At 62.7% G+C, this 19,197-nt stretch carries 16 protein-coding genes; 7 read left to right on the top strand and 9 right to left on the bottom strand.

Translation table 11 applies throughout. The annotated features are described in order from the left end of the window. Window positions 1-61 precede the first annotated feature (61 nt). On the top strand, window positions 62-1,003 hold the full coding sequence (locus tag KUV41_RS17390; protein WP_222486893.1) for a RimK family alpha-L-glutamate ligase: 942 nt from the start codon (window positions 62-64) through the stop codon (window positions 1,001-1,003). 21 nt (window positions 1,004-1,024) lie between these two features. Here the strand turns inward: KUV41_RS17390 and hpaI are convergent, their stop codons facing one another. The 3 genes from hpaI to KUV41_RS17375 all read right to left on the bottom strand — a co-directional run bounded on the left by hpaI (window position 1,025) and on the right by KUV41_RS17375 (window position 4,822). Beyond that, window positions 1,025-1,849 carry a 4-hydroxy-2-oxoheptanedioate aldolase gene (gene hpaI / locus KUV41_RS17385; protein ID WP_222486892.1) on the bottom strand — a complete coding sequence of 275 codons (825 nt, stop codon included), beginning with the start codon at window positions 1,847-1,849 and terminating at the stop codon, window positions 1,025-1,027. A 124-nt stretch (window positions 1,850-1,973) separates the two neighbouring features. Continuing rightward, on the bottom strand, window positions 1,974-3,248 hold the full coding sequence (locus tag KUV41_RS17380) for an alpha/beta fold hydrolase (protein ID WP_222486891.1): 1,275 nt from the start codon (window positions 3,246-3,248) through the stop codon (window positions 1,974-1,976). 107 nt (window positions 3,249-3,355) lie between these two features. Next, window positions 3,356-4,822: a peptide MFS transporter gene (locus KUV41_RS17375; RefSeq protein WP_206942002.1), complete on the bottom strand. Its 1,467-nt coding sequence runs from the start codon at window positions 4,820-4,822 to the stop codon at window positions 3,356-3,358. Window positions 4,823-5,100: 278 nt separating this feature from the next. On the opposite strand from KUV41_RS17375, the gene KUV41_RS17370 reads away from it, so the two are divergent. Together KUV41_RS17370 and KUV41_RS17365 are read left to right on the top strand one after the other, a co-directional pair. After that, window positions 5,101-5,616 (top strand): TetR/AcrR family transcriptional regulator, encoded by a 516-nt coding sequence (locus KUV41_RS17370; RefSeq protein ID WP_222162301.1) that lies wholly within the window; start codon window positions 5,101-5,103, stop codon window positions 5,614-5,616. After that, window positions 5,616-6,677, top strand: coding sequence for an alcohol dehydrogenase family protein (locus tag KUV41_RS17365; protein ID WP_222162302.1), 1,062 nt, complete (start codon window positions 5,616-5,618; stop codon window positions 6,675-6,677). Before KUV41_RS17370 ends, KUV41_RS17365 begins: the two co-directional genes overlap by 1 nt. Window positions 6,678-6,810: 133 nt before the next feature. Here the strand turns inward: KUV41_RS17365 and KUV41_RS17360 are convergent, their stop codons facing one another. From KUV41_RS17360 to KUV41_RS17340, 5 genes are all read right to left on the bottom strand, one after another. Continuing rightward, entirely contained in the window at window positions 6,811-8,016 is a 1,206-nt protein-coding gene (locus KUV41_RS17360; protein WP_222486890.1) for a pyridoxal phosphate-dependent aminotransferase, read from the bottom strand. Window positions 8,017-8,134: 118 nt separating this feature from the next. Next, on the bottom strand, window positions 8,135-9,247 hold the full coding sequence (locus KUV41_RS17355; protein WP_222486889.1) for a succinylglutamate desuccinylase/aspartoacylase family protein: 1,113 nt from the start codon (window positions 9,245-9,247) through the stop codon (window positions 8,135-8,137). Further along, window positions 9,240-10,343 (bottom strand): CobW family GTP-binding protein, encoded by a 1,104-nt coding sequence (locus KUV41_RS17350; RefSeq protein WP_222484177.1) that lies wholly within the window; start codon window positions 10,341-10,343, stop codon window positions 9,240-9,242. The genes KUV41_RS17355 and KUV41_RS17350 overlap by 8 nt, the downstream gene beginning before the upstream one ends. Window positions 10,344-10,389: 46 nt before the next feature. After that, entirely contained in the window at window positions 10,390-12,123 is a 1,734-nt protein-coding gene (locus KUV41_RS17345; protein ID WP_222486888.1) for an amidohydrolase, read from the bottom strand. 125 nt (window positions 12,124-12,248) lie between these two features. Next, a complete protein-coding gene (locus KUV41_RS17340) occupies window positions 12,249-13,640 on the bottom strand; it encodes a YjiH family protein (RefSeq protein WP_222486887.1) in 1,392 nt (463 codons plus the stop codon). A 107-nt stretch (window positions 13,641-13,747) separates the two neighbouring features. Between KUV41_RS17340 and KUV41_RS17335 the strand changes: the two genes are divergently transcribed. Further along, the gene (locus KUV41_RS17335; RefSeq protein WP_222237876.1) at window positions 13,748-14,656 is read left to right on the top strand and encodes a LysR substrate-binding domain-containing protein; all 909 of its coding nucleotides are present in this window, start codon (window positions 13,748-13,750) and stop codon (window positions 14,654-14,656) included. 17 nt (window positions 14,657-14,673) lie between these two features. Here the strand turns inward: KUV41_RS17335 and KUV41_RS17330 are convergent, their stop codons facing one another. Beyond that, window positions 14,674-16,293, bottom strand: a complete 1,620-nt coding sequence (locus tag KUV41_RS17330) for a 5-guanidino-2-oxopentanoate decarboxylase (protein ID WP_206941987.1) — start codon at window positions 16,291-16,293, stop codon at window positions 14,674-14,676. A 291-nt stretch (window positions 16,294-16,584) separates the two neighbouring features. Between KUV41_RS17330 and KUV41_RS17325 the strand changes: the two genes are divergently transcribed. From KUV41_RS17325 to KUV41_RS17315, 3 genes are all read left to right on the top strand, one after another. After that, window positions 16,585-17,487: an allantoinase PuuE gene (locus KUV41_RS17325; RefSeq protein ID WP_222162310.1), complete on the top strand. Its 903-nt coding sequence runs from the start codon at window positions 16,585-16,587 to the stop codon at window positions 17,485-17,487. A gap of 163 nt (window positions 17,488-17,650) precedes the next feature. Next, window positions 17,651-18,457, top strand: coding sequence for a transporter substrate-binding domain-containing protein (locus KUV41_RS17320; protein ID WP_206941983.1), 807 nt, complete (start codon window positions 17,651-17,653; stop codon window positions 18,455-18,457). Window positions 18,458-18,519: 62 nt separating this feature from the next. Next, window positions 18,520-19,191: an amino acid ABC transporter permease gene (locus KUV41_RS17315; protein WP_222162311.1), complete on the top strand. Its 672-nt coding sequence runs from the start codon at window positions 18,520-18,522 to the stop codon at window positions 19,189-19,191. Window positions 19,192-19,197 lie beyond the last annotated feature (6 nt).

The raw sequence follows: 19,197 nt of genomic DNA, 5'->3' as shown, positions 1-19,197 counted from the left end.
AGCGTCACCCTGGCGCCCGCCATGTTTCACGTAGCGGTCTCATTGCCCATGGGAGCTTTCCATGATTCTGATCCTGTCCTTTGCCGACAACACCCACGTCGAGCGTGTGCTGGAACATCTGCATTCACCGGTGGACGTCATCGACGTCGCCGACTTTCCCCAACGGCTTGGCATTCTCGCCTATGCCGGTGCCAGCGGCGACAGCCTGTGGTTGACGCTGCCCGATGGTCGGCGTCTGGCACTGGATGAGGTGCGCTCGGTGTGGAATCGACGTCTGCGCCCCTTCGACCTGGACCCGGCGTTGGGCGATGGCACCGAGCGCCTGTTCGCCTGGTCTGAAACTCAGGAAGCGGTTCAGGGCCTGTGGTACGCCATGGACGGCTTCTGGATGAATGATCCTCTGGCCGACGAGCGTGCCCAGCGCAAGCTTGCTCAACATCGACTGGCCCACCGGCTGGGGCTGGAGATACCCGATACCCTGATTACCAACCGTCCGGAGGCCGCCGCGGAATTTGTCGGCCGACACCTGGAGGGTGGCGTGGTGCGCAAGGCCTTTCGCAATATCGTCGAGGCCCCGCGAGAGACCTTGAAGGTCGGTGAGGCCGAGATCGCCCAGCTCGATGCTGTGCGCCTGGCCCCGGTGATCTTCCAGGAATATATCCCGCTGGCGCTGGATATTCGGGTCACCGCCGTGGCCGGCGAGATGTTCGCCACCGCCTTTGAAAGCGAACCTCAGTATGAGGTCGACTACCGCAGCGGGGTGGGCAGCGCCAGGGTGTTTGCCTATACCCTGCCCGCTGAGGTGGAGACAGGCCTCAGGGCACTGATGAAGGCCTTCGGCCTGGCCTACGGCGCCATCGACCTAAGGGTCACACCCGAGGGACGTCACGTCTTTCTCGAGGTCAACCCTGCCGGCGAGTACCTGTTCGCCAGCGAGCGCACCGGCCAGCCCATTCCCCAGGCCATCGCTGCCGCCCTGGAGCGTGGCGGCGGCGAGTGGTAGCCGTCAGGACTCCTGCGAACGTCAGTAGGGACCATCGGCGGAAGAGGGGGAAGCGGGGCCGAGCGAAAAATCAGCCGCCCGCTGTCGTACCGCTTGCATCAGCAGGCTGACGTCCAGCCCGACCGCTACAAACTGGGCACCAAGGGCCAGGTAGTGCCTGGCCTGATCCGGGTCACCGGTCAGCACACCGGCAGCTTTGCCGCTGTGCTTGACCCGCGTGATGGCGGTGTCGATGGCTGCTTGCACCTCGGGGTGGGACGCATTGCCGAGATGCCCCATGGAGGCAGCCAGATCAGCGGGACCGATGAATACGCCATCGACACCATCCACGGCACAGATGGCTTCGAGGTTATCCAGCGCTGTTACGCTTTCCGCCTGAACCAGCAGGCAAACCTCGTCATTGGCGTGCTGAAGATAGTCCGTACGGGCGCCCCAGCGGGATGCGCGAACGATGGGTGAGGCTTCTCCGCGGATGCCCTGTGGAGGGTAGCGGGTGGCCGCCACGATGGCGCGGGCTTGCTCCGCCGTGTCGACCATGGGCACCAGCAAGGTCTGTGCACCGATATCCAGTACTTGCTTGATCAATGCCGTTTTGCCCTGCACCACTCTTACCACTGGGTGGCCACCGGCGGCCGTCACCGCCTGCAGTTGGAAAAGCAGTGAACGCAGGTCATTGGGGCCGTGCTCGCCATCTACCAGCAGCCAGTCAAAGCCTGCACTGGCGCACATTTCAGCGCAATACGGGTCGCCCAGCGATAGCCACAGGCCGATGCGATGATGACCCTCGGCCATCGCGACCTTGAAGGGATTACCCGCCGAGGGGGCGTGCCGTGGAGTCGTTGTCATTGTCGGTGTCCTTTCGAGCGTGTGAGCAGCGCTGACGCGATGGCCATTTATCTGTCTCTGTGTGCCGATACTCTTACGCGAATTGCCACGTCATCGCCAGCACACGGTCTAGCGAAGTCATCCCTCATCCCTCAGCCATCGACATCAGGCGGCGCAGCACCGTCGGATCCTGGCGCAGGCCATCGTGTTCGTACTCGTTGGTGATCCAGTAGCGCAGGTGGGGAATGGCCTCGGCGGTGGCCAACGACAGTTCGGCGTCCACGTACATGTCGTCGAAGTAAATCAATGCCATCACCGGGACCTGGTTGGCGGCCAGTTGGTGGCGATCGTAGAAGGGTTGGGACAGGCGGCGCTGTGCCAACCGGTGTACGGCGTCGCGAAACGGCCTAAGGGCCTGGATGTCGTCGAACATCCAGGGGTAGATCATCTCGCCGGTCAAGCTGAGCGGACGCCGCGTTTCGTCGAAGATATCGCCGCGCTGGCGTTCGGCGGACCAGTTGCAGGTGCCCTCGGGGCGGGCGTAGATATTCTCGTGAATGGCGGCAAACAGCGGGTTCTCGTCAAACCCGGTCAGCGTCATCACCTCCACCAGGAAGTGGTGATTGAGGTGGCGACGGTCATCATCGCTGAAGGCTTCTTCCAGCAACCAGTGCAGGCGCTCGGCACCGTCACCCATGCCGAGCATCAGGCCCAGGCTCTGCAAGCGGCGGACGCTGAACGGATCACCATTGGGCAGGCACACATCGTGGTCGAGCAGGTGATCGGCGATGGCATCGAGCTGGTCCTTGTCAGCCGGAAAGCGCGCCAGATAAGCGTCCAGCTTGGCCGCCACCCGCCGATGGGTACGTCGATAGACCTCGTCGGGGTCGGCTTCGATGGCAGGGAGCCCGCCGGTGATATAGCACCTCTCGAGTCCCTGAGGCGCATAGGACAGGTAGGTCAGTGTAAGGAAACCGCCGTAGCTCTGGCCCAGGGTCGCCCAGCGCGCCCCTTGATAGCGAGTCTTGCGCAGGTGCTCGAGATCCGCCACGACCGCGTGGGCATCGAAGCAGGCCAGATAGTCCGCAGCGGTTTCGGCATCGTGGAAGGCGGCCATGATGTCGCCGGTGATACGCGAGCTACGCCCCGTACCCCGCTGATCCGGCAGGATCACCCGGTAGTGCTTCAGCGCCTCGTGCAGCCAGCCAGGCCCATGGGCTGAGGGGCGGGGAGACTTGCCCCCCGGCCCCCCCTGGAGAAACACCAGCAGTGGCAGATCCTCATCCTGACGCTGTGCGGCAGAGACCTCGCGATAGAACAGGCTGAGGGTGTCGCCGTTGTCCGGATGGGACCAGTCAAGGGGCACGGTCAGTCTATGGTCGGTGATATGCAGGCCCTGGATGGCGTGGTCGGTCGGCATGTTGGTTTCCTGCGTCCTTAATCGATGCAACAACCAGGCGGCGATGGCCGCCTGGCACGTCGTGTGCGGAGTGTGTCCCCTGTGGCAGGGGCGGGGCGAGGGCAGACTCAGTCGGCGCCGCGCATCGCCCGGCGGATGAAGGGCAGGCAAAGAGCCAGCAGCAGGGCGCTACCCCCGCCAATCGCCGCCATGGCGATAAAGTAGCCGACTTCGCTGTCCTCGGTATAGAAAGCGCCCAGCTTGCCGCCGGCAGCGAAGCCAAGTGACAACGACAGGAAGAACAGCGCCATCATCTGAGTCTGGAAGGAGCGCGGCGCCAGTTTCGTGGTCACTGACAGGCCAATGGGGGACAGGCACAGTTCAGAGGCGGTGAAGCCCAGCAGTAACAGCACCAGCATGATCAGGGGCATGCTTGAACCGTCCTCACCGAGAAACGGCAGGTACCCCAGGAAGGTCGCACCGATGATGGCCATGGCAATGACGAACTTGCCGGCAGACGAGGGTTGGCGTTTGCCCAGCGTCGTCCACAGCCAGGCAAAGACACCGGAGAACAGAATGATGGTCAGCGCCTGTACCGATACCAGCCAGCCAACGGGAATCTCCCAACCGAACACGACGCGATCCACGCGCTGGTCGAAGAAGGCAGTGATCACGGTATAGGACTGGCTGTAGAGCGCCCAGTAGGCGGCACTGGTCAGAAACAGCGGGATAAAGGCCAAGACTCGGCTGCGCTCTTCGCGGGTGACCTGTGACGAGCGCAGGATGGTGGCGAAGTAGGCGACAGTGGCGACGGCAATGATGGCCAGCATCACTTCGGACAGATTGTTGGCGCGTACCAGCCCGCCCAGGGTGGCTACGACCAGAACGGTGATCGCGATCACCGCCATGACCAGATAGCGTTTGAGGGTCGTGGGCGCGACAGGGTTCGGGGCGACCTTCTGGTCATCCGGCAGGCCCTTGCGACCCGCGGTGTACTGGGCCAGGCCGATGGCCATACCGACCGCTGCGATACCGAAGCCGACATGAAAACCGGCCTTTTGCTGTAGCAGCCCGGTCAGCAGAGGGCCGACGAAGCCACCGATATTGATGCCCAGATAGAAGATCGAGAACCCTGCGTCTCGCTTGGGACTGCCCGCTTCGTAGAGCGCGCCCACCAGCGCCGAGCAGGTGGCCTTGACCCCACCGCTGCCCAAAGCGACTAGCATCAGGCCTGCTGTCACGCCGTAGACCCCTGGCAGGATCGCCAGGGCAATATGGCCGAGCATGACCACGATGCCGGAGTAGAACAGGGTGCGCTCAGCCCCAAAGACCCGGTCGGCTAACCAGCCACCAAGAATGGTCGCCAGATACACCGAGCTTCCGTAAGCGCCGACGATGCCGATGGCCACCGATTGATCCATCGCCAGGCCACCACGGCTGGCCTCGTAGTACAGGTAGATCAGCAGGATCGCCTGCATGCCATAGAAAGAGAAGCGCTCCCACACCTCCATGCCGAACAGGGTGGCCAGTGGCCAGGGATGGCCGAAAAAACGGCGCTCTTTGCCGGAATTCCCGGCAGGGTTGGAGGTTTCCATGGAGTAACTCCCGATGGTTAGCAATATCGAACGGATAATGCGCAATGACGTGGTGAAAACCCTAAGGTTTGTCACGCGTCAGCGCAAAGTTCGTGTCCCTAGACGGCAAAGCTTCGCCGCAAGGTCGCAAATGCTGCCGACGCCGCAACACCGCTGGACGTCAGGCGCTAACGCGATGGGTTGCCTTGGGTAGAAAGAATGTTCTACTCTTCGTGGTAGAACATTCTTTCTACCACGAAGAGTAGGTAGCGCCGCTACCACCTTCTCCAGGACAGTGCATGAATCGAGAACAGATTGCCGAAGGGCTGGAAACCGCCTTTAGTCAGCGTGGCTTCGCCGAGCCCAGCGTGCCGGAGCTCAAGATTGCCTCGGGCGTCAGCTTGAGGACCTTGTATCGGCACTTCCCTTCCAAGGAGGCCATGGTCATCGGCGCGCTGGATCACCGACACGCGCGGTATCTGGCGCTGCTGTCACAGTCGCTGCCCGCTCCGGGGGCGGAAGCAGTCTGTGTGCTGTTTGATCGGCTAGGGAGGTGGATGGCCGACAATGCTCCCCACGGCTGTATGTCGATGAGTGCCTTTGCGGCGTTTCCCGGCAACGTCCACATCACCGACTCGGTCATGCGCCACAAGCGAGAGGTGCGTGAACTGATGGGCAGTGCCAGCGGCAGGCCTGACCTGGCGGCAGAACTGTTTTTGCTCCACGAAGGTGCCTCCAGTGCCTGGCCCACTCAGGGTGATGCTGCCATCCACGCGGCCCAGCGAGCCGCTCGACGACTGTTGGGAGATGTCTGATGAACGATGTCCCATGCCACATGATGAAAGGCGTTCAGCTGCTGGGCCATGGCGGCCCTGAGATGCTGGTATACCGTGAAGACCTTCAGGTGCCTCAGCCTGGCCCTGGAGAGGTGCTGATCAAGGTAGCGGCTGCCGGGGTCAACAACACCGATATTAATACGCGCCTTGCCTGGTACTCCAAGGGTGACGGTGACAGCGAAGATGCCAGCTGGTCTGGTCAGCCTCTGCGGTTCCCGCGTATTCAGGGCGCTGATGTGTGTGGCCGGATCGTCGCGGTAGGTCGTGGTGTCGACGACTCGCGGGTGGGCGAGAGAGTGTTGATTGAACCTTGTGTCCGCGAGAGTGCTGGACAGGAACTGGCGGCTCCTTGGTACTTCGGTTCGGAATGTGATGGCGGTTTTGCAGAGTTCACCAAGGTGGCGTCTCGACATGCCTACCGTATCGAGAGTGCGCTCTCCGACGTTGAGCTGGCGTCCTTCCCTTGTTCCTACTCCACCGCGGAAAACATGTTGACCCGGGCCCAGGTAGTGGAAGGCGACAAGGTCCTGGTGACAGGGGCTTCCGGAGGTGTGGGGTCTGCAGTGGTCCAGCTGGCCAAGGCCCGAGGAGCTGATGTAATCGCCATGACCGGGAAGGGCAAGGCGCAGATCCTGCGTGAGCTGGGTGCCAACCAGATCGTGCTGAGGGATCAGCCGTTGTCTGAGCATGTCGCTGCGAATAGCGTCGACGTAGTGATCGATCTGGTAGCGGGTGAGCAATGGCCTGAGTATTTGAACGTGCTGCGCCCGGGGGGACGTTACGCTGTTGCGGGCGCCATCGCGGGCCCTCTAGTGGAGCTGGACGTTCGCACGCTCTACCTCAAGGACCTCAGCCTGTTGGGCTGTACCGTGTTGGCTGAGGAGGTCTTCGGCAACCTGGTCGAGCGTATCGAGCAGGGGCAGGTTGCCCCCCTGGTGGCAGCAACCTTTGCGCTTGATGATATCGCTTCGGCGCAGCAGCGCTTTCAGGAAAAGCATCACGTGGGGAAGCTGGTGCTGGACGTCGGCAGCCAGCGTTGATGGGGTGATTCCGCGCTAGCGAGGGAGTCCAGAGAAAACCATGAAGGTCTCTGGAGGCCGCCGTCGAGATCATGCTGATCCTGCAATGGCCTCCAGAGCTTGTCGTCATGCCGGAAAGGCAGGTAATGCGACGCTACAGCTGCATTGCGTTAGCTTGGTTTGCGCTCGTCGGCAGTCCATCAACGAAGCGTGCGATGCGCTGGCAGGCGTCTTCAAGCTGCGCCTCGGACACGGCGAAGGATAGCCGCACGAAGCCTTTGGCGCTGCTGCCGAAGGCTTCCGCATCCAGTACCGAGACTCCAGTGCTGCGGAACAGCTGCCAGGCGAAGTCGATGCTCGAAAGCCCCGTCTCGCGGATGTCCACCAGCATGAACATACCCGCCTCGGGCGCCTTGATGCCAAGCCGCGAGCACTGTCCCAGACCCTCCATCACAATCGCCCGGCGGCGCCGGTAGACCTCGCGCGCCTGGTCGACAACGTCGTCGTCCAGCTCGAGCGCGCGCAGAGTGGCCTGCTGAACGAAACCTGGCAGGCCATACAGCATGCTCAGCAGCAGGTTATCCAGATGCCCGATCAGCGCCTTCGGTCCCACCACCCAGCCGGTACGCCAACCGGTCATGGCATGGGATTTCGACAGGCTGTTGATGACAATCGTCCGCTCCTGCATACCCGGCAGGCTGGCAATGCTTTGATGATCGCGGTCGTAGGTCAGCTGACCGTAGACCTCGTCGGAGATCACCCACAGGTCATGGCGCCGCGCGACCTCGGCGATTGCCTCGAGCTCTTCCGGGCGGTAGACGTTGCCGGTGGGATTGTTGGGCGTGGCAAAGGCGATGCCGCGGGTGTTGGGCGTCAGCGCCGCTTCTATCGCCTCTCGGGTCAGCCGGAAGTCGTCATCGGCATGCTGGGCGATGGGCACCATGCGTGCCCCGGACGCCTGCAGGCTGGCGGCATAGGTCAGGTACATGGGTTCGGGGACGAGCACGTCGTCGCCGTGTTCAAACAGACACAGGGCGGTGGCGAACAGCCCATTTTGTGCCCCCGCCACCAGCGTCACCTCATCGGCGGAGACCGGCGTGCCCTGGAGGCGGCGCTGTTTGGCGGCGATGGCATGGCGCACCTCTTCACGCCCGGTCACTGGGGTGTAGTGGGTATCGCCAGCCGCCAGCGCATCCACGGCAGCTTCAATGATGCGGGGGTCGGTGGTGAAGTCGGGGTCGCCGATACTCAGCACAATGACGTCTTCACCCCGTTCGGCGGCGTCACAGGCCGCGAAGTGGATGTCCCAGGCGGTAACGGTCTCGCCGGCGATACGGCCCACCAATGAGGAATATTTCATGCAAAGCTCCTGAGCTATTGAGCCAGGCTTTGGCGAGTGCCTGGCGTAGACGATCTGGTGTCAATGGTCTGGCGTAAATGCTGTGAGGTCATGGGACCCATCGGGTGTCCTGAGCGCGTCAGGCGGATACCTGCCCCCCCTGGTCCAGCGGGGTTTTTCCGGCGATCTTGCACAGTTCTGCTCCGGGGGGCAGATAGCGACAGGATGTGCGCATGTAGACGACGCCCTGACTGGCGCTGACCACCGGCGTCACCTCCGCCGTGAGTGGGTCGACCAGATCCGCCAGCCGCTGGCCGACGTCAACGCGATCCCCGGGGGCCACATGAAAGGCCACCACTCCCGCCACCGGTGCCTTGATGGTCAGGGCGCCCTGGAACGGGGTGGGCTCGGCCTTCAAGGCGGGCGCCGGGGGAATCTCGTCAGCGATGAAGCCTTGCTGGACCAGGTAGCGATACAGGGCAATGGCATCGGCCCGTGCGGTGTCGTGGTCTACGTCCTGCTCTCCGCGCAGTTCCACGGTGGCGGTAACGCAGGCCGCGGGAACCGGGAAGCGATCCTCAAAGTGGTCGGCCAGCCGCCACCAGGGCTGGCCGCAGGCCTCGTCGAAGGAAAAGGATCCGGTGCCTGTCCCCAGCAGCATGGCCTCAGCGCCCAGGTAGCGGGCCAACGGCTCGAGCTGTGGCCAGTAGGGGGCTTCCAGATACAGATGAACAATCGCCTGGGCATCGCAGTGCAGGTCCAGCACCAGGTCGGCGTCATGGGCCAGACGCAGTTGGGCCTGCTTGAGTGACCGGATATCGCTGTCACAGGGCAGCCTGTCGATGGCCCCCGCCAGGGCCTGGCGGATGATCCGGCGGTTGTCCTGGGGGGAAGGGCCGAGTTGCCCTTCCAGCGCCGCCATCAGGGGGGGGGCCAGATCCGGATAGTCACGATTGAAGTTGAGGCCGGTGGTGAAGTCGAAGCGGCCCATGGCATCGTGCATCAGGCGTTGGCCCAGGGCGATGGGGTTGGCCACCGGGACCAGGACGATCTCCCCGCGCAGCAGGTGGCTGTCTTCGGCCTTGGCGATCAACTGGCGCAGGTGGTGGAGCACCAGCATGCCGGGAATTTCATCGCCATGCAGGCTGGCCTGCAGGTAGGCCTTGCGAGCCCCTTCACCAAAGTGAAGGCTGGTCAGGGTTCGTTCCACTCCATGCACCGCTGGCAGCAGCGGGCAGCGCTGTTCACGCATACTCGGTATTCCCGTCCTGATGGGTCGTTGGTGGGGCCATGTCCTGTGTCACGGACGCTTGTGGACGCGCATCGTGGTGGGCCTTTTCTATGTCGGTTGGCCACACCACGCAAGCATCCAGCGTTTCCTGCAGCGTCAGCGGGTCGATGCCTCCTAGCGGGGCGATCATGATCAGGCGGCTGCAGGCGTCTGCCATGGAGGTATCTGCCAAACCACTGTCTCCAAGGGGCGCTATATCGATACGGCTGCCGACCAGGTGCACCGCTACCGCGCGACCGTTCATCTCTTCTGGGTAGCAGATCCCCTTGGCCCGGTAGATGGAAGTAGGCAGTGCGCGCAGCGCTTCTCGCAGCGCCTGCAGCCGGACGGGATAACGGCTGGTCCAGTGGGTGCTGGTGAAACGGGCGGCATGGTCCTCGCCGGCGCCCTGGCGTGGAGCGACCAGGCCACCGGGGGATGATGGCATCGCCCGCAGCGATATGGGGCGCTGACCCACATCGACGCCCAGTACCATCGAGAGCGGCACCTGTCCCCGCTGGGTCTTGTATAGACGAACTCCCGGGTAGAGCCAACGGCGCTCGAAGGCGTCGATCTGCGCATCGCTGGCCAGATCGGTCTTGTTCAGTATCACCATATCGGCCACATCCAGCTGCTCCGTGGCCAGTCTCGCCATATCGCCGTCCAGGCGATCGAACTGTTCGGCGTCGACCACCGTGAGAATACTGTCGATGATGACCCTGTCTCGAAAGATCGGGTAGCGCAGCGTACTGGCGATCTTGGTCGGATTGGAGACACCGCTGGCCTCGATCACGATGTGCTCCGGGCGGCCTGCCTGCATGTTCAGCAGTCCCGTCAGCTGATCGATAAGATCGCCCTCCACCGTGCAGCAGATGCAGCCGTTGGCCAGGCTGACGGTGGTCTGGGTTTCGCTGATGATCAAGTCCTTGTCGATATTGATGGCGCCAAAGTCATTGACCATCACCGCGACGCGCCGACCGCTGGTGGCATGCAGCAGGTGGTTGAGCAGGGTCGTCTTTCCCGCCCCGAGAAACCCGGTGATCAAGGTGACGGGAACGACAGGGAGTGAAGATGCCATGGGCCGTCTCCTGGGCGTTAGGCTTTAGTCATCGCAGCGTGTTGTCTCAGAACGCCGGCGGCGGCTGAGTCCACACGGCTTCGAGCTCGCTCTGCTGGAAGTCACCTGCGGCGTCCCAGGTCGGGCGGCCTTCCAGCAGTGTCCACTCCACCTGGGTGGCATGAATGCCGCCACGGGCGGGCACCTCGAACAGGTTGCGGTCCAGCACGATCAGGTCGGCGGACTTGCCAACCTCGATGGAGCCGGCCTGGTGCTCCATGCCCATGGCGTAGGCGCCATTGAGGGTCGCCACGCGGATGGCCTGCTCCAGGCTGATGGGGGTGCCGTGGAAGGTCTCGTCGTCCTGTGACCAGGGATTGGCGCGAGTGACCATGGCTTCCAGCCCGATCCACGGGTCCGGGTTCGAGACCGGCCAATCGGTGCCCATCACCGCGACACCGCCTGCCTGCAACACGCCGGCAAAGTTGTAGGCGCGCTGCATGCGCTGCTCACCGAACACGGCACGTGCGTAGGCGAACGATGAGGGGAACCAGCCCACCGGCGAGAATTCGGCAATCGCATCCAGCTCGGCGAAGCGCGGCAGATTGGCGTCGAGCAGGGTGGTGCTGTGGGCGCACTGGTGGCGCATGCGCAGGCCGCCATTACGACGCTTGGCCTCGGCGATGGCATTGAGAAAAATGTCCGAGGCGCCATCGCCGGTGCAGTGGGCGATGACTCGAATGCCTCGGCGATCCATGTCGGCGATCATGTCGCAGACGTGCTCGGGGGTCAGGTTCAGATGCCCTTGCCAGTCCTTCTCGCCGGGCCATGGGCTCGACAGATAGGACGAACGGGATTCATGGGTGCCGTCGAAGTGAAACTTGACCGCGTTGGCGTTGAGTCGGGCGCTGCGATAGAAGTGACGCTCACCGGCCAGCAGCTCCCAGCGACGCTTGACCGGGAAGATGTCATCCTGCCAGCTGATGGCGGCTTCGACCCGTGCGGTCAGGCGGCCTTCCTGATCCAGACGCTTGAGTGCATCCAGCCGATGCTCGCAGACGTGCACGTACTTGGTGCCGACCACCCCGCGTGAGCTTTGGAAATGCACCCCATCGCGGTAGGCGCGGTAGAGCGCCTGGGCCGGTGTCGGCGGCATGGCGGCATGGATCATGGCGTAGGCGCCGTCGACCAGAATACCGGTGGGTTCTCCGCTGATGCTGTCGCGCTCGATGTAGCCATGGCGGGGGTCGCTGGTGTCCGCCGTGATGCCCGCCAGTTCCAGCGCCTTGGAGTTGGCCAGCATGCAACCCCATGAGCGATCGAGAATGGCCACCGGCCTGTCGGCAATAACACTGTCGAGCCAGTGGCGGTCCGCCGTCAGCCCGGCCTGCTTGAAGGTGTAGCGGACGAAATAGGCGCCGTAGATCCAGCCTTCGGGCGTCTGCTCGGCATAGTCGAGGATCGCCTGCCGGACCTGGGCGGGCGTCGGGTCCTCGATGCCCACATCCAGATAGCCGGCATAGTCAGGGGCCAGCGCAAGATCCGGATGGGTATGCATGTCATACAGGCCAGGCATGGCAAAGCGACCCTTCAGGTCCACCACCCGGGTGTGGGGGCCAATCGTTGCGGCAACGTCGGTGTCATCACCCACCACGAGGAAGCGCCCATTGGCAATGGCGACTGCCTGGGCCCAGGGCTGGGCCTCATTGACGGTATAGATACGGCCGTTGGTAAGGACCAGGTCAGCCTGTGGAAGCTCGCTGCCCATGTGAGGGGCGGAAAGTGGTGTGGCATTCGCCATGACATCGATTTCCTGAAGGTAATCATCGACAAGGGGCCGTGAGGCCCCTGACGTTCACAAGTACCGACGCGTGCAGTGACAGCGTGGAGATGGGCACGGTGCTGGGGGCCACCGTGCCGTTTTCGTCAACCGAGCAGCAGGTGGCCGAGCAGTGACAGCACCGGCAAGGACACCAGCACTCGCAGCAGGTAGATCCACACCAGGTCCAGAAGGCTCAGGCCGATGTTGGCTCTGACGAGCACGATGGCCACTTCGGTGAAGAACACGATCTGATTGACGGCGACACCGGCCAGGACAAAGCGGGTGACTTCACTTTCGATGCCAGCGCCCAGCAGTGATGGCATGATGCTGTCGATCAGGCCCGCCAGCAGCGCGGGCGCTGCCTGTTCAGCTTCCGGCAGCGCCAGCAGGTCGAGCAGCGGTACCAGCGGCAGCGAGAGGATGTGGACGATATCGGTGAACTGCACCAGCGCAAGCCCGGTACAGCCGATGACCATCATCGCCGGGTATATCGTGATAATGATGTCGCCGCCGACATGCAGGCCACGCTTGACCAGCTCCAGCGGGGAAGCTGCGTGCTCGGCGCGCTCCACCGCGCGACGCACGCCCAGGGCCAACAGGCTTTCTCCTGTCTGGCGGTCTTGCACCTGTTGCTGGCCTTCTGGTGGAAAGTAGGAGTGAGGCTTGCGTGACAAGGGAGGCAGGCGCGGAATGATCAGGGCGCAGACGAAGCCCGTGACGGCAACGCTGGCGTACCAGATCAGGAAATGCTGCTCGAGACCGATCAGCTTGATCAGCAGGTACGCGTAGGCCAGGGAGACGTTCGAGAAGTTGGTCGAGATGATGCAGGCTTCACGCATGGAGTAGAAGCCGTTGCGGTACTGTTGCGTCGTCAGAATGATGCCGACACTCGATGAGGACAGCCAGGACGCCAGGCTATCCACCGCGGAGCGGCCGGGAAGGCCGAACAGGCGCTCGAACGCACGGCTCAGCAGGCTGCCGACGAACTCCATCAGCCCGTAGTCGGTCAGCAGCGGCAACAGCACCGAAGACAGCAGGCAGATCGCCACCACCACGGGGCCCACGTCGTACAGCAGCACGCCTCCGGTGTCGCGGTGCCAGATCCACTCAGGGCCCCACTGGAAGTACACCATGACCATCAGAATGGCGCCGGTAACGCGTACCAGCGTCCACACCGGGCCAGGATTGAACAGCTGGATGAACCTGTTCTGGTTGTGCTTCAGCGTCGTCAGGCTGACCACCACGGTGGCGATGGTGGGGATGACGGTGACCAGTACCGTACCTTCCACCATGATGGGTTTGATCACGGCGTTGATGATGTCGACGATGAAGGCAATCATCACCGTGATGCGGCCATCGACAAAGACGGGAGTCAGAAACAGCAGAATACCGAGGAGGGTCGGCAGAAGGAACTTTAGCAGTTGGGAGCGACGATACTGACGTAATATCTGAAAAAGTCCACCGGAATGCGCTTTTATTTCGGGGATATCGTGCATGTGGTTACCAGTTTATTCGTTGTTGTCGAGTATCAGTCTAGGAAGCTTGGCGGGAACCGAATAACGATTTATTCTTCACATGTCATGCGCAAATGGAATGAACTTTCGTGGCCCGTCAACTGCCCACCATGGTGTCTCTCGCCTGCTTCGAGGCAACCGCACGTCATCTCAGCATGACCCGGGCGGCGGAAGAGATGAGTCTGACCCAAAGCGCGGTCAGTCGTCAGATCCGAAATCTCGAGGAGATGCTCGGTTGCGAGCTGTTTCGGCGGGTGCGTCAACGGCTAGAGCTGACCAGTGAAGGTGCCGATTACTTGCGTGAAATTTCACCTTCCATGGAGCAGATCGAAGCCGCTACAGCAAAGCTGCTGGCGCGCTGGTCGGGGCAGTGCCACGTGGGAGCAGAGCCCTCCTTCGCCATGCGCTGGCTGTTGCCACGGTTGCCGGCGTTTCAGCAGCGCCATCCGGACATTCAGATCGAAATCATGAATGACTTGAGGCGGCTCTATGAACGCCGAGATGGCTTCGACGTGGCGATTCTCTATGGGGATGGGCAGTGGCCCGATCTGGAGTGCCGACTGCTGATGCCGTGCTCGCTGGTGGCGGTATGCACGCCCACGCTGCGCGACCGCTATGGCGTGATCGATCACACCGAAGAGTTGCTCCGCTACCCGCTGATTCACCACACCTGCGTCAGCTCGGCACGGCTATCGTCGACCTTTCTCTGGCTGGAGGCGGCTGGGCTCAGTGGGGAGCAGATCGAAGCGCTGCCGGGGCAGCGCTTCGAGCACTTTCGCTTTGTGCTGGATGCCGCGTTGCACGGGGTGGGAGCCACCGTGCTACCTGACTACTTTGTGGACCAGGAGCTGGCCGATGGGCGGCTGGTGGCGGCGTCCACGACACCCCTGATGATCGGCAACTACTACGTGGTGACGCCACGCGGACGACATCCCGATCATCGTATCGAGGCCTTTAGCCACTGGCTGCTGTCTTCCATCCAACAGGCTGATGGTTAGCCTGCAAGAGCGGATGATCAGGCAAAGTCGCCCTCTTCACGCACCTCGATCAACCACGGGCCGTCGGCCTCTTTGGCCTGTTGCAGCAGACGCTCAAGGTGGTCAAGGCCGGTCGCGGTATGGGCCTCGCAGCCGTAGCCCCGCGCGATGGCCACCAGGTCGGGCGTATAGATATCCACCCCTATTGTGGGAATTTCCCGCTCCTGCATATAGCGCTTGATCTCGCCGTAGCCCTGGTTGTTCCACAGCAGGATGACGATGGGCGTCTTGGTTTCCACCGCCGAGGCCAGTTCCGGCAGGGTGAACTGGATGCCCCCATCACCGATCAGCGATACGACGGGGCGATGGGGAGCGGCCAGCTTGGCGCCGATGGCGGCGGGAAGGCCGTAGCCCAAGGTGCCGTAGCCGGTTGATGAATTGAACCAGCTGCGCGGCGACTCGGCCTCGTAGAGGAAGTTGCCCGAGTAGACCGGCTGGGTCGAATCCCCCACGACGATAGCGCCTGGCAGCGTGCGCTGGACCAGCTCGAGCACGCGTAGCTGGGTGCGCCAGGCAGGCGGCCACTCGGGGGCGAGCTGACGCTGGATGTCCGCCACCCGCTGCTGTCCTGGCGTCGGCGTCGCGGCGGCTGATGGGGTGGCCGATGGGATAGAAAGACGCTCGAGCAGCGCCTGCATAAAGCGCCCGGCGTCGCTGACGATGGCAAGGTGCGCAAGGTGGTTACGTTGCAGCTGCTCGGCATCGATGTCGACGCGAATCAAGCGACCGTCGATCCTGAAGTTACCGTCGAAGACCGCGTCATAGTCGGTCTCGCCAAGCTCTGTGCCGATGGCCAGTACCACGTCCGCCTCTCGTACCAGCTTGCGCACAGGGTCCAGGGACTGGGTGGAGCCCAGCGCCAGTGGATGACCCTTCGGCAGTAGACCCTTGGCATTGACAGTGCAGGTGGTGGGGGCATCCAGCGCCTCGACCAGCGCACGGGCAGCCTCTGCATGGTCGGCAGCGCCGCCCCCAAGCAGGACGACCGGCTGCTGGGCCGCTGCCAGCAGCTCGGCGGCGGCGTCCACCAGCGCCGCATCCGGTGCGGGAGGGGCTGGCAGTGCGGCAGCCTCCAGCATCAGGTGATCGGCGGGGGCGGTGATGACATCAATCGGAATTTCGATATGCACGGGTCTTGGGCGAGCCCCGCGGAACACCGCAAAGGCTCTGGCCAGTACCCGTGGCAGCTCGTCGGGCTGCTGCAGGGTATGGCTGAAAGCACTGACCCCAGCGACCATGTTGCGCTGGGAAGGCAGCTCGTGCAGACGGCCCTCGCCAAGGCCAAGCTGCTCGCGTCGGTTGACGCTTGAAATCACCAGCATGGGCACGGAATCCGCGTAAGCCTGGCCCATGGCGGTCAGTATATTCGTCATTCCTGGACCAGAAATGATGAAACAGGTGCCTGGTTTTCCTGTTACACGTGCATAGCCATCGGCCATAAAGCCAGCACCCTGCTCGTGACGTGGTGTCACATGAGTGATCCGGGTGGCAGGCAGTCCTCGGTAAAGTTCTACCGTGTGGACGCCGGGAATGCCGAAGACGGTATCAACACCATAAGCCTCAAGTAGCTGAACCAATGCTTCGCCACAGGTCAACATGTCGCCTTTCCTTCTTGTTGGAGTCGGGCACCGGAGATTAGCGCCTGGTGACAGGTTTGCGCTACAAAAAAACCCGTGTTTTGAAAAGAAAGGGGCGCGCTGAATGGCGAAGCACAGTAGAGATATCGTTCAGTGACCGGGAAAATGCATTGTTCATTTTTCAGCAATATGCTTTATTGACCCTATCGCACGCAAAATTGCGTGCAATCCTGATCCGGCCTATATTGGTCACATAACAACACTAACAATCACGGCCTCGGTGCAGCATGGCGAGGCCTCAGGAGAGACAGGATGTTGCCGCAGCGCGACCTCATCGGCTATGCCGATACTCCCCCCGGCGGGCGTTGGCCCAACGGCGCCCGTCTGGCGATCAACGTCGTCGTCAACTACGAGGAGGGCTCCGAGCGCTCCTTCGCCATGGGCGATGATGACCAGGAATCGATGACCGAGTGGGGCAGCTACGTGACCCCCGCCGGCACCCGTAACCTGGCCATGGAATCGATGTACGAGTACGGCTCCCGGGTCGGCATCTGGCGAATTCTCGATATCCTGCGCGAGGCCGGGGTGCGCTCGACCTTCTTTGCCTGTGCCGTGGCCCTTGAGCAAAACCCCCGCGTCGCTCGGGTGGCGAGTGCTGATGGCCATGAATTCTGCAGCCACGGCTATCGCTGGGAAGAGGTCTTTCGCTTGAGCGAAGACGAAGAGCGTGAGCATATTCGACTGGCCATCGACTCCATCACCGCCACCACCGGCAAGCGTCCGGTTGGCTGGTACTGCCGCTACGGACCCAGCGTGCATACTCGGCGCCTGCTGTTGGAAGAAGGCGGTTTCCTGTATGACGCCGACGCCTACAACGACGACGTGCCCTACTTCACCGAGGTGGAGGGCAAGCGTCAGTTGGTGGTGCCCTATACCACGGACATGAACGACTTCCGCTTCTGGCTCTCGCCAGGACTGACCTCCGGTCGCGAATTTCTCGACAACCTCAAGGAAGGCTTCGACGTGCTGTTCGAAGAGTCAGCGAGGGGGCCGCGAATGATGTCCGTGGGGCTGCATCCGCGGATGGTCGGGCGGCCCGGAAAGATCCGCGCGCTCAAGGATTTTATCGCCTACGCCCAGGCTCACGAGGGGGTCTGGTTCGCGACCCGGGAAGAGATCGCCAGAGCCTGGCTGGAGCGTGAATCAGGCGCGTGACGCTTGATCCAATCGCTGGCCTGAACAGCAGCATCGCTACGACAGTGCCTGGTCTCGGCACCCGGTCCCAGGACCGGCACAGAGACAACCGCGCTTCCGCCGCTTGGGGGCGCACAAAAAATAGCCACTCCCGCAACAATGACAACAAGCAGAGGAACGTCCCATGACCCTTTTTTCCAAGACGCCACGCGTAGTGACCCTGGCCGCCGCCCTGGGCCTGAGCCTTGCCGCTGGCAGCGCCATGGCCGAGACCCTCAAGGTCGGCGCCAACATCGGCAACCTGCCCTGGGAATTCCAGGACGATAGCGGTGACTACGTCGGCTTCGAGATCGACCTGGTCAACGAGGTCGGCAGCCGCCTGGGCTACGACGAGGTCGAGATCAGCAACATTCCCTTCAACGGCCTGTTCTCGGCGGTACAGTCCGGGCGTATCGACGTGGCGGTGTCCTCCATCACCATCACCGATGAGCGTCTCGAGTCGGTGTCCTTTGCCCAGCCCTACTACGACAGTGACCAGTCTCTGGCGACTCACACCAGCAAGGGCATCACTGGGCTCGAGGACCTGGACGGCAAGGTGGTTGGCGTAGACACCGGTTCCACCGGCGACATCTGGACCAGCGAGAATCAGGAGCAGTACGGCATCAAGGAGATCCGCCGCTACGAGGGCCTGCAGCCGGCTATGCTTGACCTGTCCAGCGGCCGCCTCGACGCCTACATTTCCGACATTCCGGCGGTGCAGTACTACGTGCGCGACAAGCCCAACTTGGAAGTGGTCAGCCGCATTCCCAGCGGTGAGCAGTACTCGATGATGTTTGCCAAGGATGCCGAGCTTGCCGCCAAGGCCAGTGAGGTGATCACCGAGCTCAAGCAGGAAGGCTTTATCGCCGAACTGCACGAGACCTGGTTCGGCGCCGCGCCGGATGCCGGCACCAGCACCGTCGACGTGCGTGATATGCCAAGCGCCAAGTGATGTCGGGGCCGTGGCGCCCGCGCGCCACGGCCCACCCACCCTCGGCCGTGGAGGCTGGTTGAATGGACCTGGTCCAGACATTCTTTAACTGGGAGGTGCTGGTACGCACCTTCCCGATGCTCGTCCAAGGGCTCGGCATGACAATCGCGCTGGGCTTCTTGAGCATCCTGCTGGGGCTGATCGGCGGGCTGGGGCTGGCGCTGTTGCGCCTCTACGGCCCCAAGCCACTGCGCTTTCTGACCATTGCCTACATCGATGTGTTTCGCTCGCTGCCGGTGCTGGTGTGGCTGGTCATCGTCTACTACGCACTGCCGTTCGTCGGCATCACCCTGTCACCGTTTGCTGCAGCCTGTACCGCCCTGACCATGATCTCCAGCGCCTACGCCGCGGAGATCTATCGCGCCGGCATCGAGGCGGTGCCTCGGGGCCAGTTCGAGGCCGCCCAGTCGATCGGCCTGAGTCAGTATCGGGTGATGTGCGACGTGGTCCTGCCCCAGGCGATCCGCCTGATCATTCCGCCGCTGACCAGCAACTGCATCAACGTGATGAAGGACACCGCCCTGGCCTCGGTGGTGGCGATGCCCGACCTGCTCAAGCAGGCGACCCAGGCTCAGGCCCTGGCGGCCAATCCCACCCCGCTGATTGGTGCGGCGCTGCTGTATCTGGTGGTGCTGTTGCCGCTGGTGAGGCTGGTCGGCTTGCTCGAAAAACGCTTCGCCCAAGGCCGAGCCTGAAGGAGA

The sequence above is a fragment of the Halomonas sp. DP8Y7-1 genome (assembly GCF_019801685.1).
Taxonomy (GTDB): Bacteria; Pseudomonadota; Gammaproteobacteria; order Pseudomonadales; family Halomonadaceae; genus Halomonas; species Halomonas litopenaei_A.
This window is presented reverse-complemented; position numbering and strand designations above follow the sequence as displayed.